Origin of the sequence: Maritalea myrionectae (genome assembly GCF_003433515.1) — a bacterium.
In the GTDB taxonomy this organism is placed as follows: domain Bacteria; phylum Pseudomonadota; class Alphaproteobacteria; order Rhizobiales; family Devosiaceae; genus Maritalea; species Maritalea myrionectae.
In genome coordinates, this window is the sequence record NZ_CP021330.1 from 209,653 (window position 1) to 233,869 (window position 24,217).

Below are 24,217 nucleotides of genomic sequence, written 5' to 3' on the forward strand. Positions count from 1 at the left end.
TTTTGTTCAGATTAAGTTGACGACTTACTCGTCGTCTTCTTTTTCGATTTCTTCGCCAGTTTCCTGGTTCACCACTTTCATGCTCAAGCGCACTTTGCCGCGATCATCGAAGCCCATCAGCTTCACATAAACGCTGTCGCCTTCTTTGATGATGTCTGTGGTTTTCTCAACGCGCTTATCCGCCAATTGCGAAATATGCACCAGACCATCGCGTGGGCCGAAGAAGTTTACGAACGCGCCAAAGTCCACGGTTTTCACCACAGTGCCTTTGTAGATTTCGCCAACTTCTGGCTCATCGGTGATGGATTTAATCCATTTCACTGCCGCTTCGATGGCTTTGCCGTCAGATGAAGACACTTTGATGGTGCCTGTGTCATCGATATCGACTTTCGCGCCTGTTTTCTCAACGATCTCACGGATCACTTTACCGCCAGCACCGATCACTTCACGGATTTTGTCGGTTGGGATCTGCAACGTCTCGATGCGTGGTGCAAATTCGCCCAGCTCTTCACGTGCGCCTTCAAGGGCTTTCGACATTTCACCCAAAATGTGAGAGCGACCGCCATTGGCCTGTGCCAAAGCCGTTTTCATGATCTCTTCGGTGATGCCAGCAATCTTAATGTCCATCTGCAGCGAAGTGATGCCTTCAGACGTGCCCGCCACTTTAAAGTCCATATCGCCGAGGTGATCTTCGTCACCCAAGATATCAGACAATACAGCGAAGCGCTCGCCTTCAAGGATCAAGCCCATGGCAATGCCAGATACGGGACGAGCCAACGGCACGCCTGCATCCATCAACGCCAATGATGTGCCACAAACGGTCGCCATTGAAGATGAACCGTTTGATTCAGTGATTTCAGACACAACACGCAATGTGTAAGGGAATTCTTCCGTTTTCGGACGGATCGGGTTTACCGCGCGCCAAGCCAATTTACCGTGGCCGGTTTCGCGACGGCTTGTACCGCCCATGCGGCCAGCTTCACCCACTGAGTAAGGAGGGAAGTTGTAATGCAGCATGAAGTTTTCTTTGCGGGTGCCGTCCAAGCTGTCGATGAACTGCTCGTCATCGCCAGTGCCCAATGTGGCCACAACCAAGGCTTGCGTTTCACCACGTGTAAACACGGCTGAACCGTGGGTCCGCGGCAGAACGCCAACTTCAGCAACGATCGGACGCACTGTTTCCAGATCACGACCATCAATACGACGACCTGTGTCCAAAATGTTCCAACGAACGATCTTGGCTTGCAACGATTTGAAAACCGCGCCGATTTGCTCTGGCGTATATTTGGCTTCTTCTTCTTCGTTTTCAGGCGTGAAGTGTTCTTTTACTTTGGCTTTCGCCGCGTCAACCGCTTCATAGCGCTCTTGCTTGTCGGTGATTTGGTAGGCTGCACGCAAATCATCTTCAACAACTTTAAGCATTTCAGCTTCAAGCTCTGAATGATCCTCAGGCACATATTCGCGTGGCTCTTTGGCTGCCAATTCAGCAAGCTTGATGATCGCGTCGATCACTTTTTTGCTTTGCTCGTGGCCATACATAACCGCGCCAAGCATGATGTCTTCGTCAAGCTCTTTGGCTTCTGATTCTACCATCAACACAGCATCTTGTGTGCCGGCCATTACAAGGTCGAGCTTGCTGTCCGCATTTTGCTCAGGGGCAAAGTTCAGCACATATTCGCCGTCAATGTAGCCAACGCGCGCTGCGCCAATTGGGCCCATGAATGGAATGCCGGAAATGGTCAGCGCTGCAGAAGCGGCTACCATGGCCAAAACGTCGGGCTGGTTTTCCAAATCATATTGCAGCACAGTGATGACCACTTGGGTCTCGTTTTTGTACCCATTCGGGAACAAAGGACGGATCGGACGGTCAATCAGGCGACAAATCAATGTCTCTGATTCAGTTGGACGACCTTCACGTTTAAAATAGCCGCCTGGAATTTTACCGGCAGCATAGAATTTTTCTTGATAGTTCACGGTCAGTGGGAAGAAATCCACGCCGGCTTTTGGTTCTTTGGCTGAAACAACCGTGGCCAAAACAACAGTTTCGCCCAATGTAGCCAAAACAGCACCGTCTGCCTGACGGGCCATTTTGCCAGTTTCAAGGGTCAGCGGTTGGCCGCCCCAGTTCAATTCAACTTTATGATGATCAAACATATTTTCGTCCTTTAAATAGGCCGTTGGCGCCCGTTCACTCCAAGTCAACGCAGCACCCGACCATTTTGATATTTTAAAGGAACAAACCAGCAAGCAAGATGGCAAGGCGCTTTTATCTGACCTGTGCGATGCACCTATGGTCACGTAGAAAAAGCGTCCGACGATCCTGCTCCGGCATTGCCCCTTTCGTTCAAACAATATGGAGGGCCAAAGCCCTCCATATCAAGTCTATTGCCTTAGCGACGCAAGCCCAAACGCTCAATCAGCGATTGGTAGCGTGACACGTCTTTGTTCTTAACATAGTCAAGCAAACGACGACGTAGGCTAACCATTTTCAAAAGGCCACGACGAGAGTGATTGTCTTTCTTGTGGTCTTTGAAGTGTTCGGTCAAATTTTTGATCCGCTCAGTAAGAACTGCAACTTGCACCTCAGGAGAACCAGTGTCCCCATCTTTGGTGGCATATTCTTTGATCAATTCTTCTTTGCGCTCAGGCGTAATCGACATCGGCCAATCCTTTCTAAAATGAAAGCTAAAAGGTCACCCATGCGCCGAGATGTCGTCCAGCACAGGGTCATTATCCCGCAAAGGCGGTTGCGCGGGTATATATAGGAAAATCCTATAAAAGAAAAGACTTCAATTGCGGATGGGCGAATCGGGCAAAATCACACGGCTCGGCTTGAACTGCCCTTTTTCCACCCGGCCAATGGCCAGTACATCGCCGCGATGGGTGGCATAGGCGACGTCGAGGGCGATGGGGGCGTTGCGGCCCAGCAACAAAGCCGGGTTGCCCATGCGCACCGCTTGCGCCTGCTTTTGATCCAAGCTCACCTCATCAATGTGCCCCAAGGCGTCCGCAATGGGGCGCAGCATTTGATCGCGCTCCAGCGTCGTTTCAAGTGCTTCAAGCTCTTCGATGGTCACTGCGTCTTGATCGGTGAAATTGCCGACCGCAGCGCGGTGCAAGCGCGACACATGCCCAACAGTGTCCAGCTTTTCCGCAATATCGCGTGCAAGCGCCCGCACATAGGTGCCTTTTTGGCACGTCACCCGCAGGGTTGATTGTTTTTCGCCATGGCTCAACACCTCTAGCGATTCCACCTCAATTTCTCGCGGTGGCATTTCAACTTTTTCGCCAGCGCGGGCCAGATCATAAGCGCGCTCACCTTTGATTTTGATGGCAGAGAAGGCGGGCGGCACTTGGGTGATGATTCCCGTGAAACAATGCAGCACATTATCGAGTTCTTCAGCGCTCGGGCGGTGGTCAGATGCGGCGATCACCTCGCCTTCCACATCGTCGGTGGTGGTGGCGCTGCCCCAGGCAATATCGAACTCGTAGACTTTGGTGCCATCTTGCACGAAAGGCACGGTTTTGGTGGCCTCGCCCAATGCAATGGGGAGGATGCCGGTAGCTAAGGGATCAAGGGTGCCCGCATGGCCGGCCTTCTTGGCCTCGAATAGCCATTTGATTTTACCCACCGCCTGTGTGGAGGTGAAATCATAGGGTTTATCGAGAATCAGCCAGCCGGAAATGGCGCGCTTCACGCGTTTTTTTTGCGACATTGTTTTTAAGTGGCTCTACTGGTCTTGATCGTCGTCGTCATGATCAAGATCGCGGGCAACGCGATCCGACCGCAACAATTCATCAATGCGCCCGGCTTCATCAAACGTGTCATCCACAAAGAAGCGGAATTCAGGGGCGTATTTCAAATCGATGCTTGGCGATACTTGGCCGCGAATAAATTTCTTATTGCGGTTCAAGGCCGCAACGACTGTCTCGGCATTTTTGCCGCCCAAAGGCATGATATAGACTTTGGCCAGTTTCAAATCCGGCGACATGCGCACTTCAGGCACCGTAATGAAAGCGCCAATGAGGTCATCATCCATAATTTCATCGCGGGACAAAAAGCTCGACAGAGCATGTCGCACCAATTCACCCACACGCAATTGCCGCTGGGAGGGGAGTTTTTCACCGCTCATAATCTTTGCCTTTTAAAAAGTGTCTGCGCAATCCAAACAGAGATGGCGCCAGTTGGCGCCATGCTCAATTTCAAATATGCCGGTGTGAGATTAAAGCGTCCGCTCAATCTCTTCCACGCGGTAACATTCAATCACGTCGCCGGCGCGCATATCTTCATATTTTTCAAATGCCATGCCGCACTCTTGGCCCGCATTCACCTCTTTGACTTCGTCTTTGAAGCGCTTGAGGGTTGAGAGCTTGCCTTCGTGGATCACCACATCGTCGCGGATCAAACGCACACCTGCGCCACGTTCCACGATGCCATCGGTGACGCGACAACCGGCCACGCGACCCACTTTGGTGATGTTGAACACCTCAAGGATTTCCGCATTACCGATGAAGGTTTCGCGCACCTCAGGTGACAACAGACCAGACATGGCCGCTTTCACATCGTCCACGAGATCATAGATGATGTTGTAATAGCGGATTTCGACGCCTTCGCGGGCAGCTGCTTCGCGTGCCTGCTTGTTGGCCCGCACGTTAAAGCCGATCACGATGGCTTTTGACGCCGCCGCCAAGGTCACATCTGATTCGGTGATACCACCAACGCCACCAATCAACACTTGGGCTGACACTTCGTCAGTGGCCAATTTGTCGAGGGCGCCGTTAATCGCTTCAACAGAACCTTGCACATCGCCTTTAATGACCAATGGAATTTTGGCCATATCTTCGGTTTTGAGCTGGCTCATCATTTGTTCAAGCGATGTCACGCCACCTGCAGCAGATTTTTCACGCTGTTTGCGTTGACGGTATTCGGTGATTTCACGCGCTTTGGCTTCGTGTTCCACCGCGCCCATCAAATCGCCTGCGTCCGGCACGCCGGTAAAGCCCAAAATCTCCACTGGTGTCGATGGACCAGCGGTTTTGATTTGCTCGCCCTTATCGTTGATCAAGGCCCGCACTTTCGCCCATTGAGCGCCTGCAACAATGATGTCACCCACGGCCAGTTCACCGTTTTGCACCAACACGGTCGCAACGGCACCACGGCCTTTGTCGAGCTTGGCTTCCACCACAATCCCGCGCGCACGGCCCTTAGGATTGGCTTTGAGTTCCAAGATTTCAGATTGCAGGATAATCGCGTCGAGAATGCCTTCAAGGTTCTGCTTTTTCATTGCAGACACTTCAACATCCAAGATTTCGCCGCCCATGCTTTCCACAAACACTTCGTGTTGCAGCAATTCGTTGCGCACGCGGTTTGGATCGGCTTCGGGCTTGTCCATCTTGTTGATCGCCACGATGATCGGCACTTCGGCCGCTTTTGCGTGTTTGATCGATTCAATGGTTTGCGGCATGACGCCATCGTCCGCCGCAACAACCAAAACGGCAATATCGGTGGCTTGCGCCCCGCGTGCCCGCATGGCGGTAAAGGCTTCGTGGCCCGGCGTATCCAGGAATGTGATTTCCCGGCCGTCGCGGTTTACCTGATAAGCGCCGATATGCTGGGTGATGCCCCCGGCTTCACCAGAGACCACATTGGCTTCCCGGATCGCGTCCAGAAGCGATGTTTTACCATGGTCAACGTGGCCCATGATGGTCACAACTGGTGCACGTGGATCCAAATCTTCAGGGTTTTGCTCGGTGTCTTCGCCAAACAAGCCTTCTTCCACGTCAGATTCTGCCACCCGTTTCACGGTGTGGCCCAATTCTGCCGCGATCAGCTCGGCCGTGTCTGCATCCAACACATCATTGATGGTGGCCATCTGGCCCTGTTGCATCAACAATTTGATCACATCAACGGCGCGTTCCGCCATCCGGTTGGCCAATTCCTGAACGGTAATAGCCTCTGGAATGGTTACCTCACGTGCGATCTTCTCTTTTGCTTTTTGCGGTCCGCGACCTTTTTGCTTCTCACGACGACGCTTCATCGCAGCCAAAGATGGCCCACGATCACGTTCGCTATCGCCAGAAAGCGCTGTGGTTACAGTCAAGCGTGTTTTACGACGATCATCCGCGGCTGGCTTTTTCGAAGGTTGTGGCCGCGCAGCCCGTTTGGCGCGCTCCAGCTCTTCTTCATTGACCAAGCTCTTATTGCGTGGGCCGTCATGCTTGTTGCCGCCACCTTTGCGGTTTGGATCAGCCGCTGGTGCATTGGCAACAGGATCAGCTTTGGCCTCAACAGGGGCCTCCGCTTTGCCTTTTGGCTTGTCCGCTTCTTTTTTGCGCTCAGCTTCTTCACGTGCAACGCGTTCGGCTTCAAGACGCTCTTCTTCTTCAATCCGGCGCCGTTCAGCTTCTTCACGCTCTTGTTTGCGGCGTGCATCTTCTTCAGCGCGGCGACGCGCAGCTTCTTGTGCCTGACGCGCTTCATCATCCGCACGGGCCGCGGCTTCGCGCAATGCGCGTTCGCGCGCAGCAGATTCTGAACTTGTCAGCCCTTGCTGTGCTGGCGGACGACCACCACCTTGCTGTGGACGACGGTTTTGAGGCCGCTGTCCGGGCTTCTTGCCGCCACCTTGCTGGGGACGATTTTCACCTTGGGCTGGCCCACCTTGCTGGGGCCGCGCACGATTGGCGCCCGCTGCTGGCGGGTTAATCCGGCGGTTGCGTGTTTCCACCACGACGGTCCTGGACGACCGTGTGCCACCTGGCCGTGCGCCGCCACCGGGCGCACCTTTAAGCGTTAGGGTCTTTTTGCCCCCGCCACCAGGTGTTGCATCTGATCCGTTGTCCTTATCACTCATATATCCGTCACTCACCCATTGTTCTCAGCCATAAATCGATCCAATTGATGGTACCGATCCAAAGCAGATTTTGTTGCGGCGCCGCCTACCAGCGCTGCATGTATCACATTTTTGCCGCCCAATGCCAAACTCAATTGTTCGGCATTTAATAAATCAATTTGCGGCACCTCATCTTCCAGCTCCAAAGCGCGTAGAAGTTGGGTCATTTTTTTCCGCCCATCCATGCTGCCATCACTGGCAGCGATCAAAGCGTCAATCTTACCCTTTTCGATTGCGGAGCGTACTTTGGCATAGCCGGTGACCAAATGGCCGCCTTTCATGGCTAGTCCGAGTGCGCCCAACAATCGCTTTTCCAAATGCGCCTGGGTGATCTCCACCAAATTATCAGGCACATTTACTTGTGCTTTTAAGGCGCGGGCAAAGGCGTTTTTCGCCACCGCCTGCGCCAAAATTTGTCTATTTGCAGCCACCCATACGCCACGTCCGCCTGCTTTTCCAGCAATATCGGGTAAAATCTCACCATTTGGGCCCAGTGCAAACCGAATAAGATCGGCTTTGGGTAAGGATTCGCGGGTCACACAACAGGTGCGCAAATTCTTATTCACTTTTTCGCCCATGGTGTGTTCACCTTGTGGCATTAGGGGTGTTTCCAGCGTCTTACTCCTCTTGCGCTTCTGCGTCGTCCGCTGTTTCAGCTTCTTCGTCCAGGTCTTGGGTGTCGCCATCAAGCTCTTCTTGAGTGATCCAACCCACCTTGACGCGTGCGAACATGATCATGTCCTCAGCTTCTTCACGGCTTACAGGGAAATCTTTGAAAACGCCGTCAAAAAATTTGACTTCGCCATTTTCACGCTCTTTCCAGCCCACCAAATCATCAGGTGTGTAGCCGGCAAAATCTTCGACCGTTTTCACGCCATCTTCGCCCAACGCCACCAACATGGCTGCGTTCAGACCGTCAATTTCGTAAAGCTCGTCTTGGACGCCCAATTCGGTCCGCTTTTGATCGCGTTCCCGCTCGGCCTGTTCCAAAAACTCTGACGCACGGGCCTGAATTTCGGCTGCCGTTTCTTCGTCAAAACCTTCAATCGAAGAAATCTCGATTGGCTCAACATAAGCCACTTCTTCCAAAGACGCAAAGCCTTCTGATGCCAAAAGCTGTGCCACCATCTCATCAACGTTCATGGCATTCATGAACAAATCAGAGCGTTCGGTGAATTCTTTCTGGCGACGTTCGCTTTCTTCCTGCTCGGTGAGGATATCAATATCCCAGCCGGTCAATTGCGAAGCCAAGCGCACATTTTGCCCGCGACGGCCAATCGCCAAAGACAATTGCTCATCTGGCACAACAACTTCTACGCGTTCAACTTGCTCATCGAGCACCACTTTCACCACTTCAGCGGGCTGAAGGGCAGACACCACCAAATCGGCGATGCTGTCTGTCCATGGGATAATGTCGATCTTTTCGCCTTGCAACTCGTTGACAACGGCTTGCACACGCGACCCGCGCATACCCACACAGGCACCAACAGGATCAATGGACGAATCGTTTGATGTCACCGCAATTTTCGCGCGCGAACCTGGGTCACGGGCGATGGAGCGGATATTGATTACGCCATCATAGATTTCAGGCACTTCCTGGGTGAACAATTTCGCCATGAATTGCGGGTGTGTCCGAGACAAGAAGATTTGTGGCCCGCGCTGCTCTTGGCGCACATCATGAATATAGGCACGCACACGGTCGCCATAGCGGAATGTTTCGCGAGGGATCAGTTCATCGCGACGGATAATCGCTTCGCCACGGCCCAGATCGACAATCACATTGCCATATTCAACACGCTTAACGGACCCATTGATGATCTCGCCGATGCGGTCTTTATATTCTTCATACATGCGCTCGCGTTCAGCATCGCGCACTTTTTGTACGATCACCTGCTTGGCTGACTGCGCTGCAATCCGGCCAAACTCAATCGGCGGCAATGGCTCAGTGACATAGTCACCCAGTTGCGCTGCATCGTTGCGGTTGCGGGCATCTTCAAGGCTGATTTGGCGGCTATATTCTTCAACCGTTTCCACCACTTCCAACAGGCGCCACATTTTCAGTTCGCCCGTTGATGGATTGATTTCCGCCTTCACCTCAGTCTCAGCGCCATAGCGCGAGCGAGCAGCTTTTTGAATGGCATCCTGCATTGCTTCAATCACGATCATTCGATCGATTGATTTTTCCCGCGCAACCGCGTCGGCAATTTGTAGCAATTCAAGCCGGTTTGCACTGACAGCCATTAGTTTGTCTCCTTAAGAGGCATCAAATTAAGCTTCATCTGTCCCATCCTTATCGTGGTCAGCTTCATCAATTTCCGTTTCCACGTCAGGATTATCCAGCGGGCTTGCCGCTTCCTGACGGGCACGTGCTTCATCAAGCAATTTGTCGGTCATGATCAATTTGGCTTCCGCCAAATCTTCAATATTCAGGGCCCAAACAGGTTCTTCACCCTTGGGCATATCCGGAATATGGATCAGAATTTTGTTCTCTTCAGTGCCTTGCAAGATGCCGCGAAACTTTTTGCGGCCATTTTGCAATTGGGCCAATTCAACCTTGGCTTCGTGGCCGGCCCAAAGTTCAAAATCTGAAAGGCGCACCAATGGGCGATCAACGCCGGGGGAAGACACTTCTAAATGGTAGGCCCGCTCAATGGGTTCTTCCGCATCCAGAATAGGCGAAATCTCACGAGAGAATTTTTCGCAATCCTGGATGGTGAAATCACCTTGTGCGTTTTCCGCCATGATCTGCAGGGTGCAGCCATTGTCGCCAGTGACGCGTACGCGCACCAAACGATAGCCCATATCTTCAGCCACAGGCGCAAGAATTGCCCAAACCCGCTCTTCGACGGGACCGGTGCGGCCATAGGCTGTTTCATTTAAGTCCAAAAGCTGTTTCATGGGACCCTAATATTAAAAAAGAGCGGGACCGGCTGGACCCACTCTCACATTTTCAACTGTGATTTTGAGGTCTTTATAGTCCGAATCTCGCCCGTTCGCAACCCATTTGCGCGTTTGTGGGGCGCGCCTCGACAAAATTGCGCCGCGGCAAACACACTTGATGCGGATCAAGGCCTGGACCGACACGCGCGTTAGGATCGATTAGCGAGGAAATACATATGTCGTTTAAGCTCATCTATATTTGGTTTTTGCCGCCCTTGGTGCTGGTCTTGGCTGCCGGCACGCTCTACGCCCTCAACATGGCTGACAAGTGGCAATTGCAGCGCATTAATTCAAGTGCACAAGACATGGCCACACCAACTGTCGAACAGTACGATCCGCAAATGGTGGCCAATCTGCCCAAGGCTGCACAGCGATATTTCGCCTTTTCGATCCAACCCGGAACTCAGTTACAAGCAAGGGTACGCCTTCAAATGCAGGGTGAGCTTGGCTTGGGGGACAATGACAAGCCCAACTATTTTGAGTTCACGGCGCGTCAAATCATCGTGCCGGAGAAGGGTTTTACCTGGGCGTTGCGCTCGAAGGGCTTTCCCATGGTGATTGGGGGCAGCGATGTCATGTGGGGCGACCAATCTTGGACGCGCTTCTGGCTTTATGGATTGGTGCCTGTTGCGCGCGAAGGCGGCACTAAAGATCATTTTCGGGCGGCAGAAGGGCGTTATTTGATTGAGTTGGCGGCGTGGTCGCCTGCTGCCTTGTTGCCGCAATATGGCGTGGAATGGGAAGAGGTCGACGCCAATAAAGCTCGTGCTTGGGTAACCACATCAACCGGTCGCCATGGCATTGAAATCAGCGTCGATGAGCGCGGCGCGCCAACTGCTTACAAGATTGAGCGATGGAGCAATGCAAATCCGGCAAGCCAATTTCAATATCAGCCTTTTGGCGGCACGCCAGAGCGTTTTGTCGATATTGATGGGATGCAGATTGCGCAAAAGGTGATCGTGGGCAACCATTTCGGCACCCCCGACTATTTTCCGTTTTTTAAAGCGGAGCTGACAAAGATTGAATTCTTCTGAGGTCTATTTGCGGTAAAAACTGAAATAGAATGAGGCGCGCCCTTCGCGCTTCGCCTTTTGCTCATAGCGAGTGGGTTCCCAATCGGACCACGGCGTGCGCCATTCATTGGCGGCTTTCGGGTGCCAGCTGAACTCGTCACTGCGCACTATATGGGCCAACACCCAAGCGGCGTAATCCTCAATATCGGTGGCCACACGGAACTCCGCGCCTGGCTTTAGAATGCGTGCCAACTGCCCCAATGTCACCGGATTAATAAAGCGGCGCTTATGATGCTTCTTTTTCGGCCATGGGTCTGGGTAAAGCAGATAGGCACCCGACACCGCATTGGCCGGCAACGCCCGCAAAAGATGCAGCGCATCTTCGCGGTAAAGTCGCACATTTTCCAAGGCTTGACGATCAATGTAAGAGAGCATTTTGCCGACACCGCCCATAAAGGGCTCGCAGCCAATATAGTTGTTTTCCAGATGAGTCTGCGCGTGGCGGGCCAAATGCTCACCGCCGCCGTAGCCAATTTCCAAAAACAGCGGCGCCTGAACGCGGTCACCAAAAAGCCTATTGAGATCTGGCTGACCTTTTTCAAGGTCGATCTCAATATGCGGCAATAGCTCCTCCACCAGCTTTTGCTGGGTGGAATAGAGCTTATGGCTGGAGCGGCGGCCAAAAAAGGCGCGACGTTCCGCTTCCAAGCCAAACTCGTTTTTGGTTTTTTCAGTCATGCTCGGCGATGTAGCGCCTTTAAGTGAGTTCGGCCAGAATTTTTTCGGCCAAATCGGTGCGCTCCCATGAAAAACCACCATCCGCATCGGGTTGACGGCCAAAATGACCATAAGACGCAGTGCGTTCAAAGATCGGCTTGTTCAGCTCCAACGCTTCGCGAATGCCGCGCGGCGACAGGTTCATCACCTTATTGAGCACCACTGCCAGCTTATCTTCTTCAACTTTGCCCGTACCAAATAGGTCGACAAAAATTGACAATGGCTTTGAAACGCCAATGGCATAGGACAATTGGATCACACATTTGTCGGCCAAACCGGCGGCGACCACGTTTTTCGCCAAATAGCGCGCAGCATAAGCGGCCGAACGGTCCACCTTGGTTGGATCCTTACCGGAGAATGCACCACCACCATGCGGCGCGGCGCCGCCATACGTATCCACAATGATTTTGCGCCCTGTCAGGCCAGCATCGCCATCGGGGCCGCCAATCACAAATTCGCCCGTGGGATTCACATAAAACTCGTCCTCAGGACACATCCAGCCTTGGGGCAACGCATCCATCACATAGGGCCGCACGATCTTGCGCACATCATCTTGGGTCAAGCCACGTTCATGCTGGGTGGACAAAACGATTGAGGTGGTGCCCATGGGCACGCCATTTTCATAGCGCAAGGTGACTTGGCTTTTGGCATCGGGCCTCAATTGTGGCACATCGCCATTGTGGCGCGCATCGGCCAAAGACCGCAAAATCTTATGGGCAAATAGAATGGGCGCAGGCATCAATTCTTCGGTTTCATTGGTGGCAAACCCGAACATGATGCCCTGGTCACCAGCGCCCTCGTCCTTATTGCCAGCGGCGTCAACGCCTTGGGCAATTTCGGGCGATTGCTCATGCACATAGCAATCCACTTGCGCGTTTTGCCAATGGAAGCCCTCTTGCTCGTAACCGATATTTTTGATGCATTCGCGGGCAATTGCCTCCATGCGGTCCGCATCCATCGTTTTCGGTCCGCGTGTTTCCCCGGCCAGCACCACTCGGTTGGTCGTGGCCAGTGTTTCCACAGCGACACGCGAATAGGGATCTTCTCGCAAAAATCCATCCAAAATCGCGTCCGAAATACGGTCGCAAATCTTATCTGGATGGCCTTCAGAAACTGATTCGGAGGTAAATAGATATGAAGAAGACGCCACGCGCACAACCTTTCGTCTAATAACTCAGTGTCTTACCTTTAAGGCAAAACAGTTGCCAAACCCTAAGCACTCACTTTGGGTCACCTTCTTAAAGGTTGGTCTTCTGTTATGCAACAAGGATATAAAGAAAACGTTATATCGTCAGCGTCGTCGACTTTTGGCCATCGGCGAAATATTGCCATCTCCATTTTTGGCCATTTGCTCGGCCAATTGCACCAGCGTGTCACGGGCGTGATCGCTATCGATCAGGTCATAGGCTTTGAGCAAACGGATGCGCTCATCTGCTGGGCTGCCAATAAAGCTATCCTGCCCGTCCTCAGCAAAGCCGTTGGCTTCACTTTCCTGATAAAAGCGGCCCGGGTCGACACCCAAAATTCTGGCCAGAACGGCCAGCCGAGAAGCGGGCACACGGTTGGTGCCCGTTTCATATTTTTGAATCTGTTGATATGTCACACCCGCTGCGTCTGCGAGTTTTTTCATCGACATGCTGAGTTGTTTCCGCCGTTGCCGCAAAAAAGCGCCAACTTGTGCGTCGATCGCATGTGGTTGCCGGGGGGGTGGTGTTTGTCCCAACTAAGTCTCCCATGTGTGGCGCCAGCGATTTCGCAATAAAACGGCAAATATAGATGCGCCAAGAATAATATAAAAAACGAGGTAATTGTATTGTGAAAACAATGTATACTCAAGGGGGTATGGTATTTGTACGATAAGTTGATCGGGCGTATTCGGCGGCAATTGTGCGTTGATACGACCGATGGGGTCTGTCACCAGCGTGTAGCCCGTGTTGGCGACCCGTACCAGCGGCAAACCTTGCTCAACCGCCCGCACGCGCGCATGGTGTGCATGTTGAGCGGGACCAATCGTGCCTTGGAACCACGCATCATTGGTCAGGTTCAAAATCCATTCTGCGTTGGCTGTTTTTTCGCCAAGGGCGCCAGAAAAAATAACTTCATAGCAAATCAGTGGCAAAAGCGATGGGGTGTTTTGCGGCGCAAAGGCCAACCCTGTTTCCTTGCCCTTCACAAAACTATCGGCAGCCGCCACAAATTTGCGCAAGCCCAATTGGGTTAATAGCGGCTTGAGCGGCAAATATTCGCCGAAAGGCACCAGGCGCTGTTTGTCGTAGGAGGCGATGATTTCACCCTCATCATTAATCGCCAATATGGCATTAAAGACATCGCCGCCCGCCTCGGAAAATCCGCCAAAATCATAATTGCGCCGCGCCGCGCCGGTGATCAGCAATGTGTCCTTTGGCAACATGCGGGCAATGCGGGCCAAGGCTTCGGGCTCTTCAGCCACGTAAAAGGGAAACGCACTTTCGGGCCAGATTAGATGGGTGGTGCCGATCAAGCCAGGGTCGTTGGCGTCAATTCGGGTTTGTGACAAGCCTAATAAGGAATTGAATATCGCGTCTCTATATTGCGGGTCCCATTTTTGATTTTGCGGAATATTGGGTTGCACCAATCGCAACCGCATTTCTGGCCGCATTTCAAATGTCGGCTGATGATAGCGCCACGCGCCCAGCCCAGTCATTACGGCCAGTGCCACGAGGCTCAACACGGGCAAATATTTTGCCCGATCCTGCGCCAAGGGCGAAAACCACAGGGCAAAGCTGGCCCCAATCAACAGGGCGAAAAAGCTTAGCCCATGCACCCCGAAAAAAGCCGCTGATTGCATCAAATAGGGATGTGCGGTCAGCACATAGCCGGGCACATTGAAGGGCAACCCGGTCAAGACGATGCCGCGCAAAAACTCAAACAGGGCGATAAAGGCCGCTAGGGCGAAGATGCGCTGGGCGTAGTCAGACCAGAGCAAATGCGCGGCAGCGGTGGCCAAACCCCAAAATAGGGCAAGAAACGCGGGCAGACCCAAAACGCCTAAGGGGAGCGCCCACAAAAACAGATCGCCATCGATAAAGAAGGCTGCACCAAGCCAATGCAACCCCACGGCGAAATAGCCAAAGCCAAACGTCCATCCGGTCCAAAATGCCGGGCCGAAAAGCCTGCGCCAACCCGATTGAAACTCAACCCCATCGAGAAACCACACCAACGCCGCGATGCCGAAAAAGAATAGTGGTAGAATATTGAACGGGGGCAGCGCCAATGCCGCCAACGCCCCCGCACTAAACAGGGCCGCGTAGCGCTTTGGCCCGTGGGACAACATACACCAATCGGCAATCGCGCTTAGTCTCACGACGCATTCCCTTCCCTATGGCCACAGCCAAATGGGCCATTTGCATGGCCAGTCTTGCTTTAATTTGCGGGCAAGTGAATCCTGATTTGGCGCCAACTTCAATGGCGAAAATGGCCTAACCTGCGGCAGAGGCCTTTTCTTTTTCCGGATCGTTGCTGGCTTCGGGGGTTTTGGACCGTCGCGCGCGCGTTGCGTCAATATGCTGGGTGGTCGTTGCATATTCGCCCATAGTGGTGCTCCGACCGCGCCCTCTAAGGCCGCGACGACGACGAGTGATCTTGATTTTCTTCACACGCCGGGGGTCGGCCTGCAAGATTTCGAATTCAAAACCACGCACTTTGGCAATCACTTCGCCCCGCACCGGCACGCGATCTACTAGATTGATGATCAGTCCGCCAAGTGTGTCCACTTCGTTGGCCGCTTCGCCGGGTTGGAAATTTGGGCCCAATTCTTCAGCCAAATCTTCCAATTCCACCCGCGCGTCGGCAATCACCGTATTTTCATCTACGCGCCGAACGTGGCTGACTTCGGCTTCATCATGTTCATCTTCAATGTCGCCCACAACCGCTTCGAGCAAATCTTCAATGGTCACCAAACCATCCGTGCCGCCATATTCATCCACAACGATGGCCATGTGCACGCGGGTGGTCTGCATGCGTTGCAGCAAAGTCGCCACAGGCATAGAGGGGGGCACAAACAGCACGTCGCGCACCATTTTGCGTTGTTTGGAAATCTGCGTGCGCAAAAGTGGGCTTTTCAGCTTTTCCGGTTGATCTGGCTTTTCAGCTTCATTTTGCGGCTCGGCAAGAGACAAAAGCAGATCCTTAATATGGATCATGCCGATAATGTTATCGAGATTGTCGCCATAGATGGGCAGGCGCGAGTGGCCTGCTTCGCGGAAACGCGCGATCAAATAGGACATGGACGCATTGTCTTCGCACGCTTCAATATCGGCGCGCGGCACCATGACATCTTCCACGCGCGTGTGCGCCAAATTCAAGACATTCTGAATCAGCGCTTTTTCACCGGCGGAAAAGGCGCCATCGCCTTCGGTGTGGTTATTATCATCCAGCGCGACTTGCAAATCTTCGCGCAACGACGGGGCTTTGCCAGTGAGCTTGGCGCGCAAACGCGCCCAGAATGAACGGGGGACTTCTTCGGTGTGAGAAGTATGGTCGCCATTTTGGCGATGCGGCCGATCCGCCGCGGCGATAGATTGATCTTTGTCGTTCATGTCGATCGGCTTTAAAAAACCGTTTTATCTCCGTCCTTGTGGCCCATACAATTTACGGCCAATTATTGTTCAACTATGTCGGCATAGGGGTCGGCAATGTCAAGTCGCGCCAGGATTTTACGCTCCGCTGCTTCCATTTCCTCTGCCTCACGATCCGTCAAATGATCGTAGCCTAGAATATGCAAGAAGCCATGCACAAGCAAATGGGCGAAATGATGGTGGAATTGCTTATGTTCCGCCTCGGCCTCTTTTTGCACTGTTTCAAAGGCAAAAGAGATGTCGCCCAACATGCCTTCAATGGCCTCATCTGGCTCAATTTGCGGAAAAGACAGCACATTGGTGCTTTGCTCTTTTGCGCGCCAGTCGGTGTTCAGTTTTTGCTGCTCTTCGTCATTTGTCAGCAGCAGGGAAAGCTCCGCGGGCCCTTCTGCTTCAAGCTCTAAGGTATTCAAAACCGTGGCCACAATTGCGTCGACATCGTCTGCGAAATGTTCGGGCCACCGCTCATCATTCCGCAAAATATCGATCTCGATATTATGGTTCGCCATCTGGCGCTACGCCTCGTCGTCTTGTGATTTGCCGTCATAAGCGCGGATGATCCGTGCCACCAGCTCATGGCGCACCACGTCTTTATCGCTAAAGCGGGTGATTTGAATGCCTTTGACGCCATTGAGCAAATCCAACGCCTCAACCAGGCCGGACCGCACGCCACGAGGCAGGTCGATCTGGCTCGGGTCGCCCGTGATGATCATTTTTGAATTTTCGCCCAAACGGGTCAAAAACATCTTCATTTGCTGGGTGGTGGTGTTTTGGGCTTCGTCCAAAATCACAACGGCGTTCGACAAGGTGCGGCCCCGCATAAAGGCCAAAGGTGCCACCTCGATGGTTTGGCTTTCCAAGCAGCGTTCCACGATTTCAGGCTGCATCATATCGTATAGAGCGTCATAGAGCGGGCGCAGATAGGGATCGACCTTTTCCTTCAAATCACCAGGCAAAAAGCCCAAATGCTCGCCCGCTTCCACGGCAGGGCGCGACAGGATAATGCGGTTGATCTCACCGCGCTCCAGCAATGTGGCTGCATAGGCCACGGCCAAATAAGTCTTGCCGGTGCCCGCAGGCCCGACGCCAAACACCAATTCTTGCCGATCCATGGCGCGGATATAGCCATCCTGCGCCGGTGAGCGGGCAACAATGGTCGATTTGCGGGTGGCGATTTGCGCCATGCGCACGCGGCCCCGTTTTTCAAATGTGGGCAGCGTTAATTGGCTATCTTCAGTCAAAATCATGCGGATGACCCCGTCTACCTCACCAGGGGTGACGGCCTGACCCTTCTCCAGCATTTCATAAAGCGTTTCCAGGGTGCGACGGGCTTGATCTACGGCCACATTGCTGCCGGACAAAAACACATGATTGCCGCGCGAAATGGTTTGGATGCCCAGTTTTTGTTCGATCAGCGCAAGATTTTGGTCAAATTCACCATAAAGCTGGGATACCAGCCGGTTATCTTCAAAAGCAAGTTCCACGTCATTGGTGGTGTTTTGCTGGCCCTCAGGCGACCAAGTTTTTGTCAATCAGCGCTCCTGTCGAATCAAGTTTAAGCCCTATCCTAACTATACGTATTATTGGGATTATTATGTGACAATCTTACCAAAGAGTGAAAATTTGCCCGTATCATGCATAGAAACTTGCTGAATTGTGCCAATTAGAGACAAATCTGCATCAACTTGTACCGGTTGCAGATAGGGCGAGCGCCCCACGATCTGCCCCTCATCGCGGCCTTTTTTCTCAAAGAGCACCGGGAATGTCTGGCCAACACAGGATTGGTTGAACTCTTTTTGCTGGGCGTTGAGCAACTCTTGCAGGCGCTGCAACCGCTCATATTTCACGTCTTCGGGCACTTGCTCGTCCATCTCGGCGCCCGGCGTGCCGGGACGGGTGGAGTATTTGAACGAATAGGCCGCGGCGTAGTGAACGTCTTTCACCAATTGCATGGTGGCTTCAAAATCTTCTTCCGTCTCGCCGGGGAAGCCGACAATGAAGTCGCCTGATAGCGCCAGGTCAGGACGCGCGGTGCGAATGCGATCGATCAAATCCATATATTCTTTCGCCGTGTGCTGGCGGTTCATGCTCTTCAAAATTTTGTCCGACCCGGCCTGAACCGGCAAATGCAGATAAGGCATCAGCATATCGAGGTCACGATGCGCCTCAATCAAAGCGTCATCCATGTCGCGCGGGTGCGACGTGGTGTAGCGCAGTCGATCCAGCCCCTTAATATCGGCCAAGCGATAGATCAGGTCAGCCAGCCCCTTGCTGTTCCCCTTCTCGTCGAGCCCGTGATAAGCGTTCACATTCTGGCCCAACAGGGTAATTTCCTTCACGCCGCCATCCACGAGGTTTTGCGCCTCGGCGACCACTTGCGCGATGGGGCGCGAAACTTCAGCGCCACGGGTATAAGGCACCACGCAGAAGGAACAGAATTTGTCGCAACCTTCCTGCACGGTCAGAAATGAGGTCAGGCCACGCGCAATGGTGGTTTCCCTTTTCGCTTTGGGCAAATGCTCAAACTTGTCTTCGGCGGGGAAATCGGTTTCCACCACTTTTTCATTGGCGGCGCGGCCCACCAATTCAGGCAGCTTGTGATAGGATTGCGGGCCAAACACCAAGTCGACAACTGGCGCGCGCCGCATAATCTCTTCGCCTTCGGCCTGTGCCACACAACCGGCGATGCCGATCATCATTTTCTTGCCCTTGGCTTCTTGTGATTTGCGCAAAATGCGCAGGCGGCCCAGCTCTGAATAGACCTTTTCTGCCGCCTTTTCGCGGATATGACAGGTGTTGAGCACCACAAGATCAGCATCGTTGATCTCGGTGGTGGCTTCATAGCCAGATGCGGCCAGCGCGTCGCTCATGCGATCGCTGTCATACACATTCATCTGGCAGCCATAGGTTTTGATAAAGAGCTTTTTCATCGCAGACACAATAATTCACCACATTCGGGAAGTTCAGGAGCGAGTTGTTACACCATATTTGCCCGGCTGCAAACCACCGTCCGTATGACCAATTTTCAACTGTTGTAAAATTAGCCCTTATGGGCCTTGGGCAGCGGCAAACCGCGGTTGAGCGCCACCAGCATTTCGCGCACCTGCGCGTGGGCTTGCTGTGTGATTTTTTTGCGGTCCATTGTGCCATCAATGAGCATGGGTTCGCCAAACATGATCGAAACCGATTTTGTGCCGGAGAGCAAAATATCGCTCATATTGTCGGTTAGCCCCATATCCCCAACCCAAGCGATCTTTGTGCGTTCAGCGCGGGAGATGGGCAGCCCATTCAACTTGGTATAGGCAATGCACATGGGCTGAATGTAGATTTCCGTAGCATCACCGGCTTTCATGGCGGCTTGGGTTGCCCCCACCAGTGCCGAGCGGAACGGCAGCACATGGCTGCCAATGTCAGATGTGCCTTCAGCAAAGAGCACAACGCCGCGCCCTTCATTCATGCGGTCGCTCATTTCAGTGACCACACGACCCGTATCGGTTTTGCGGGTGCGGTCTACAAAGATGGTTTTTTGCAATTTTGCCAATGTGCTGACGATGGGCCATCGCCCCACTTCAGCCTTTGCCACAAAGCTAATCGGCACAATGCTGCCGATGGCGGGAATATCCATCCATGAAATATGGTTGGAGAGCAAAAGCGTTGGTTTGCTTGCCGCCGGCGCGCCAATTTGGGTGACCTTGATGCCCAGATAGGTGCACACCACCTTGTGCGCCAGCATCGGCACCGCGTGCCAAAATGGAAGTTTCACCCACAAGATGATCTTTTGAACAATGCCCAGCACAAGCAGGATGGGCACCACCACCAGGGCGAATATTAGCGTGCGCATGATCATAGAATTGTTCAGTCTTCCTGAGTTGGCTCTTTTTCAGCCGGGTCATTGAGGGGCACGCCATAAAGCTCTAAGCGATGATCGACCAGCTTGTAGCCCAGTTTGCGGGCAATCACTTCTTGAATGGCTTCAATTTCTTCATTGCGAAATTCAATCACCCGGCCTGAACGCACATCGATCAGATGATCATGATGTTCATCGGGAATCGGTTCGAACCGGGCGCGGCCATCTTTAAAATCATGTTTGGCCACCAATCCCGCCTCTTCAAATAGATTGACGGTGCGATATACGGTTGAGAGCGAAATCCGCTCATCAATTCTGGAGGCGCGGCGATAGAGTTCTTCCACGTCGGGGTGGTCAGTGGCGCCTTCGAGCACCCGCGCGATCACGCGGCGTTGTTCGGTCATGCGCATGCCAGATTTTTCACACATGGTTTCAAGATGACTGACGCTATCGTGGCCGTTATCGCTCATTGAAACCTCTTAGAATTTGCAAACAGTGTTATTCGGCGTAGCCGAGATCGGCGCGCATGACAAGTGCGGTGGCCGTATGACCATCGGGCCGTGGGTAATAACCTTGGCGGGTGCCGACTTGTTGAAACCCATAGCTGGCATAGAGTTTATTGGCGGCCTGGTTGTCTTCATCCACCTCCAAAAACATCTTGGTGACCGGGGAATAATAAAGATCCTGCCACATGGCTTTCATTAAGGCGTTGGCCAGTTTTTTGCCCCGAAACCGCTTGCCCACAACGATGGTCAATAATTCGCATTCATCTTGTTGCAGCCGCAACATTGAAAAGCCCGCAATCTTGCGGTTTTTGTCACACGCGATGTAGATCGGGGTGTCTTTATTGCCAATATAGGCGACAAAGTCCTGCACCGACCAGCCGCGGAAAAAGCCTTCTGCGTGCAGTTTGGCCAACTGCTCTGCATCCTGGCTTTCTGCCATTTCAATATGCAGCCCGATGGGCGCTGACCAAACTTTCATGATCCCGTCGCCTCCCGCGCTATCGATTTTCCAGTTTGTGGCTTGGCATCCGCCGACCGGACATAAAGGGGTTCCGGCGCATAGGCGCCCTGATCATCCAACAAGGCCCCATAGCGGGCCAAACGGGCAATATCGAGCCATTCTGGTGCCGCTTCATCGCCTTTGGCATTGCAATGCGCCTGCGCGAATGTGGCCCCGGTGCCCAGCACCAAATCGGTGGGGCCAATATGATCGCCAAGGTCTGCATTTTCCACCAATTGTGGGGCGCCATTGGCCATGCCGGGGGCGGAGAAATTTTGCAAATAGTGCTGGTCGCGACGGGCATCAAACACCACCTTATGGGGCGTTTGTGGCGGGGCGGACAAGGACATGGCTTCAAGGGTGGACACGCCGAAAACGGGGGTGTTCAGCGCAACACCGAACCCACGTGCAGCGGCCAGCCCGACGCGCAGGCCGGTGAAAGAACCGGGCCCCGTGGTCACCACAAAACGTTCAATCTGTTTGATCGAGAGGCCAGCCAGCGCCAAAAGCTCGTCCACCATGCTGATGATACGTTCAGCATGGCCACGACTGCGCCGCTCGATAATTTGATGCAGTTCACCATTGGCGCACACAATCGCACCCTGACAATATTGATGCGCTGTATCCAGCGCTAAAATGACGGGGTGTTGGGGGCGAAGCTCATGTTCCATAGGCAAATGGTTTGTCGATTCCCCGCCCGCAAATCAAGTTAAAAAATGTGCGGTGGTGCACATCTGGCCAGCAAAGGCCTAGATTTGCTGCACATCCTCAACGCCAGGTACGAAATGACGCAGTAGATTTTCAATGCCGTTTTTCAACGTTGCTGTGGACGAGGGGCAACCCGAGCACGCGCCTTGCATGTGCAAATAAACGGTGCCTTGCTTGAACCCTTTAAAGATAATGTCGCCACCATCCATGGCCACTGCGGGGCGAACACGCGTGTCCAACAATTCTTTGATCACTTCGACCATTTCTTTGTCGTCTGCTTCAAAGAATTCTTCAGCTTGTCCGCTTGGCGCAGCCGATTCCCCATCATTGATCAGGGGTTGGCTGGACATGAAATGCTCCATGATCGCGCCCAGAATAGCAGGCTTAAGGTGGGCCCAGTCGCTATCGCCTTTGGTCACGGCAATAAAATCAGCGCCAAAGAAAACCCCGGTTACACCGTCAATGGTGAACAGGGCGCTGGCGAGAGGAGAAATCTTAGCCGCCTCTTCGTCGCGAAAATCCTTCGGCTCACCGGGCATAACATCTCGCCCCGGCAAGAATTTCAGGGTTTGCGGATTTGGCGTCGCTTCGGTTTGAATGAACATGACCGATTTCTCCAATAATCTATCGGGCGGCTACCACCCGAACTTAGTTTAGAATGATTATAAAATAGACTTTTGTGCGCCAAAGGCAAGGCTGAATCCAACAAAATTTGATAAATTCTGCGTTACGCCAATTCAGCGATCTGGCTATCGGTCAAAATGCCGGGGACGATGGCAACCGGGATCGGCAACGCGTTGGCGCCACGTGCGGCCAGCGTGCTGACCAAGGGGCCGGGACCGTCGGTAGAGGTAGAGGACGCCAAAACCAAAATAGAGATGTTTTTGTCTTCGCTGATCAATTCTTCAATTTCATCGGCGGTGCGTCCCTCGCGAATTTCGCGCTCCACTTCGATATTGCCGATTTGAGCGATTTTTGCTTCGGCTTCATCGAGCCATTGGTTGGCTTGCTCATAGGCTTCCGCCCGCATCACATCTTCAACACCAATCCAGTGTTGGAAATCGTCAGGCTCGATCACAACGAGCAATTTCACAATGCCGCCCGTGCGCTTCATGCGATAAGCGGCAAAGGTTACGGCCACCCAGCATTCCTCGGTGCCGTCCAAAACAGCCAAAAATTTGCGCCCGCCAAAGTCTGGCATTTGGGCCGTTTGTTCTGCGTGTTCAACCATCATGGCGCCATGCTGCCACCGAAATGCACTTTTGCCAAGCGCATTTCGGCGGAACAGATTTTAGCTCACAAAACCAATGATTTGACGCACATGCTTCATGGTTTCTTCTGCGATTTCGCGGGCACGATCGGCCCCATCTCGCAAAATATTGTCCACTTCAGCCGGGTCCGCCAACATGCGTTTTGTTTCTTCAGAAATCGGGGCGAGTTTTTCCACCGCCAATTCCGCCAATGCCGGTTTAAACGCGCCGAAGCCCTGACCGCCATACTCTTTGAGAACATCTTCAGAGGAGATATTGGCCAACGCCGCATAGATCTCGACCAGATTGCGCGCTTCGGGACGCTCCGCCAAGCCATCAAGCTCAGAAGGCAAGGGTTCCGGGTCCGTTTTGGCCTTGCGCAGTTTCTTTGCAATCTCGTCTGCACTGTCCATCAAACCCAGACACGCCATTTCTGACGGGTCAGATTTTGACATCTTCTTCGAACCGTCGCGCAGTGACATGATCCGCATGGCCGGACCAGAAATAAGCGGCTCGGTCAGTGGGAAAAACTCACCGCTTTCAAAGCCCTCCTCAATGATTTGTTTTTTAAAATCATTGTTGAATTTTTGCGCGATGTCGCGGGTCAGTTCCAAATGTTGTTTTTGGTCGTCGCCCACCGGCACGTGGGTGCCACGATAGAGCAAGATGTCCGCCGCCATCAGGCTTGGATAGGCATAAAGACCCAAAGACGCGTTTTCGCGGTTTTTGCCCGCCTTGTCTTTAAACTGGGTCATGCGGTTCATCCAGCCGATCCGGGCCACACAATTAAATACCCAGGCCAGTTCCGCATGTTGCAACACTTGGCTCTGGTTGAAAATAATGGATTTTTTCGGGTCGACGCCCGTCGCCATATAGGTTGCGGCAATTTCCCGAATTTTGTGGCGCAAAACTTCAGGTTCTTGCCAGACCGTAATCGCATGCATATCGACCACGCAAAAGATGCAGTCAAACTGCTCTTGCATGGGAGCAAAACGACGGATCGCGCCCAGATAATTGCCTAAATGCAGATCACCTGAAGGCTGGACACCTGAGAAAAGGCGGTTTTGAAACTCGGTCATAGATCAACCTATTTGGTTACTTGATATGATTTAACGCGCATACTTATAGCGAAATAAAACAAAAGGTGAAGTGGCGCGCGAGGGAAAAG

24 protein-coding genes are annotated in these 24,217 nt (G+C 53.0%); 1 reads left to right on the top strand and 23 read right to left on the bottom strand.

All coding sequences use genetic code 11. The annotated features are described in order from the left end of the window. Positions 1 to 24: 24 nt before the first annotated feature. From pnp to rimP, 8 genes are all read right to left on the bottom strand, one after another. Entirely contained in the window at positions 25 to 2,154 is a 2,130-nt protein-coding gene (gene pnp, locus MXMO3_RS00965; protein WP_117394653.1) for a polyribonucleotide nucleotidyltransferase, read from the bottom strand. A gap of 236 nt (positions 2,155 to 2,390) precedes the next feature. After that, positions 2,391 to 2,660, bottom strand: a complete 270-nt coding sequence (gene rpsO, locus MXMO3_RS00970; protein ID WP_027835741.1) for a 30S ribosomal protein S15 — start codon at positions 2,658 to 2,660, stop codon at positions 2,391 to 2,393. Positions 2,661 to 2,789: 129 nt separating this feature from the next. Continuing rightward, positions 2,790 to 3,716: a tRNA pseudouridine(55) synthase TruB gene (truB, locus tag MXMO3_RS00975; RefSeq protein ID WP_117394654.1), complete on the bottom strand. Its 927-nt coding sequence runs from the start codon at positions 3,714 to 3,716 to the stop codon at positions 2,790 to 2,792. Between the two features lie 15 nt (positions 3,717 to 3,731). Beyond that, entirely contained in the window at positions 3,732 to 4,133 is a 402-nt protein-coding gene (gene rbfA / locus MXMO3_RS00980) for a 30S ribosome-binding factor RbfA (RefSeq protein WP_027835743.1), read from the bottom strand. Positions 4,134 to 4,223: 90 nt separating this feature from the next. Then, entirely contained in the window at positions 4,224 to 6,854 is a 2,631-nt protein-coding gene (gene infB / locus MXMO3_RS00985; protein ID WP_117394655.1) for a translation initiation factor IF-2, read from the bottom strand. A gap of 11 nt (positions 6,855 to 6,865) precedes the next feature. Next, positions 6,866 to 7,579, bottom strand: a complete 714-nt coding sequence (locus tag MXMO3_RS00990) for an RNA-binding protein (RefSeq protein ID WP_117394656.1) — start codon at positions 7,577 to 7,579, stop codon at positions 6,866 to 6,868. Continuing rightward, entirely contained in the window at positions 7,512 to 9,134 is a 1,623-nt protein-coding gene (gene nusA / locus MXMO3_RS00995) for a transcription termination factor NusA (protein WP_027835746.1), read from the bottom strand. Before nusA ends, MXMO3_RS00990 begins: the two co-directional genes overlap by 68 nt. 27 nt (positions 9,135 to 9,161) lie before the next feature. Further along, the gene (gene rimP / locus MXMO3_RS01000; protein ID WP_117394657.1) at positions 9,162 to 9,791 is read right to left on the bottom strand and encodes a ribosome maturation factor RimP; all 630 of its coding nucleotides are present in this window, start codon (positions 9,789 to 9,791) and stop codon (positions 9,162 to 9,164) included. A gap of 218 nt (positions 9,792 to 10,009) precedes the next feature. Here rimP and MXMO3_RS01005 point away from each other — a divergent pair, with 218 nt between their 5' ends. Next, positions 10,010 to 10,867 carry a DUF6544 family protein gene (locus MXMO3_RS01005; RefSeq protein ID WP_117394658.1) on the top strand — a complete coding sequence of 286 codons (858 nt, stop codon included), beginning with the start codon at positions 10,010 to 10,012 and terminating at the stop codon, positions 10,865 to 10,867. A gap of 3 nt (positions 10,868 to 10,870) precedes the next feature. On the opposite strand, the gene trmB is transcribed toward MXMO3_RS01005, so the two are convergent. From trmB to trpS, 15 genes are all read right to left on the bottom strand, one after another. After that, positions 10,871 to 11,584 carry a tRNA (guanosine(46)-N7)-methyltransferase TrmB gene (gene trmB, locus MXMO3_RS01010; RefSeq protein ID WP_162889081.1) on the bottom strand — a complete coding sequence of 238 codons (714 nt, stop codon included), beginning with the start codon at positions 11,582 to 11,584 and terminating at the stop codon, positions 10,871 to 10,873. Between the two features lie 19 nt (positions 11,585 to 11,603). Beyond that, positions 11,604 to 12,773 carry a methionine adenosyltransferase gene (metK, locus tag MXMO3_RS01015; protein WP_027835749.1) on the bottom strand — a complete coding sequence of 390 codons (1,170 nt, stop codon included), beginning with the start codon at positions 12,771 to 12,773 and terminating at the stop codon, positions 11,604 to 11,606. A gap of 141 nt (positions 12,774 to 12,914) precedes the next feature. Next, on the bottom strand, positions 12,915 to 13,346 hold the full coding sequence (locus MXMO3_RS01020) for a helix-turn-helix domain-containing protein (RefSeq protein ID WP_117394660.1): 432 nt from the start codon (positions 13,344 to 13,346) through the stop codon (positions 12,915 to 12,917). Beyond that, a complete protein-coding gene (lnt, locus tag MXMO3_RS01025) occupies positions 13,347 to 14,966 on the bottom strand; it encodes an apolipoprotein N-acyltransferase (RefSeq protein ID WP_162889083.1) in 1,620 nt (539 codons plus the stop codon). It lies immediately after the preceding gene. A gap of 115 nt (positions 14,967 to 15,081) precedes the next feature. After that, complete coding sequence (locus MXMO3_RS01030; RefSeq protein WP_051213930.1) at positions 15,082 to 16,200, bottom strand: hemolysin family protein; 1,119 nt, start codon at positions 16,198 to 16,200, stop codon at positions 15,082 to 15,084. 62 nt (positions 16,201 to 16,262) lie between these two features. Beyond that, positions 16,263 to 16,748, bottom strand: a complete 486-nt coding sequence (ybeY, locus tag MXMO3_RS01035) for an rRNA maturation RNase YbeY (RefSeq protein ID WP_117394662.1) — start codon at positions 16,746 to 16,748, stop codon at positions 16,263 to 16,265. Between the two features lie 6 nt (positions 16,749 to 16,754). Further along, positions 16,755 to 17,771, bottom strand: coding sequence for a PhoH family protein (locus MXMO3_RS01040; protein ID WP_027835752.1), 1,017 nt, complete (start codon positions 17,769 to 17,771; stop codon positions 16,755 to 16,757). A 60-nt stretch (positions 17,772 to 17,831) separates the two neighbouring features. Then, a complete protein-coding gene (miaB, locus tag MXMO3_RS01045; RefSeq protein WP_117394663.1) occupies positions 17,832 to 19,169 on the bottom strand; it encodes a tRNA (N6-isopentenyl adenosine(37)-C2)-methylthiotransferase MiaB in 1,338 nt (445 codons plus the stop codon). Between the two features lie 110 nt (positions 19,170 to 19,279). Beyond that, positions 19,280 to 20,086 (bottom strand): lysophospholipid acyltransferase family protein, encoded by an 807-nt coding sequence (locus MXMO3_RS01050; protein WP_117394664.1) that lies wholly within the window; start codon positions 20,084 to 20,086, stop codon positions 19,280 to 19,282. Between the two features lie 8 nt (positions 20,087 to 20,094). Further along, entirely contained in the window at positions 20,095 to 20,556 is a 462-nt protein-coding gene (locus MXMO3_RS01055; RefSeq protein ID WP_027835755.1) for a Fur family transcriptional regulator, read from the bottom strand. Positions 20,557 to 20,584: 28 nt separating this feature from the next. Next, positions 20,585 to 21,070: a ribosomal protein S18-alanine N-acetyltransferase gene (rimI, locus tag MXMO3_RS01060; protein WP_051213934.1), complete on the bottom strand. Its 486-nt coding sequence runs from the start codon at positions 21,068 to 21,070 to the stop codon at positions 20,585 to 20,587. Further along, entirely contained in the window at positions 21,067 to 21,762 is a 696-nt protein-coding gene (gene tsaB, locus MXMO3_RS01065) for a tRNA (adenosine(37)-N6)-threonylcarbamoyltransferase complex dimerization subunit type 1 TsaB (protein WP_117394665.1), read from the bottom strand. Before tsaB ends, rimI begins: the two co-directional genes overlap by 4 nt. A gap of 78 nt (positions 21,763 to 21,840) precedes the next feature. After that, complete coding sequence (locus tag MXMO3_RS01070) at positions 21,841 to 22,404, bottom strand: NifU family protein (protein WP_117394666.1); 564 nt, start codon at positions 22,402 to 22,404, stop codon at positions 21,841 to 21,843. 122 nt (positions 22,405 to 22,526) lie between these two features. After that, positions 22,527 to 23,033, bottom strand: coding sequence for a universal stress protein (locus MXMO3_RS01075; protein WP_245985779.1), 507 nt, complete (start codon positions 23,031 to 23,033; stop codon positions 22,527 to 22,529). A gap of 57 nt (positions 23,034 to 23,090) precedes the next feature. Then, a complete protein-coding gene (gene trpS / locus MXMO3_RS01080; protein WP_027835759.1) occupies positions 23,091 to 24,128 on the bottom strand; it encodes a tryptophan--tRNA ligase in 1,038 nt (345 codons plus the stop codon). Positions 24,129 to 24,217: the final 89 nt, after the last annotated feature.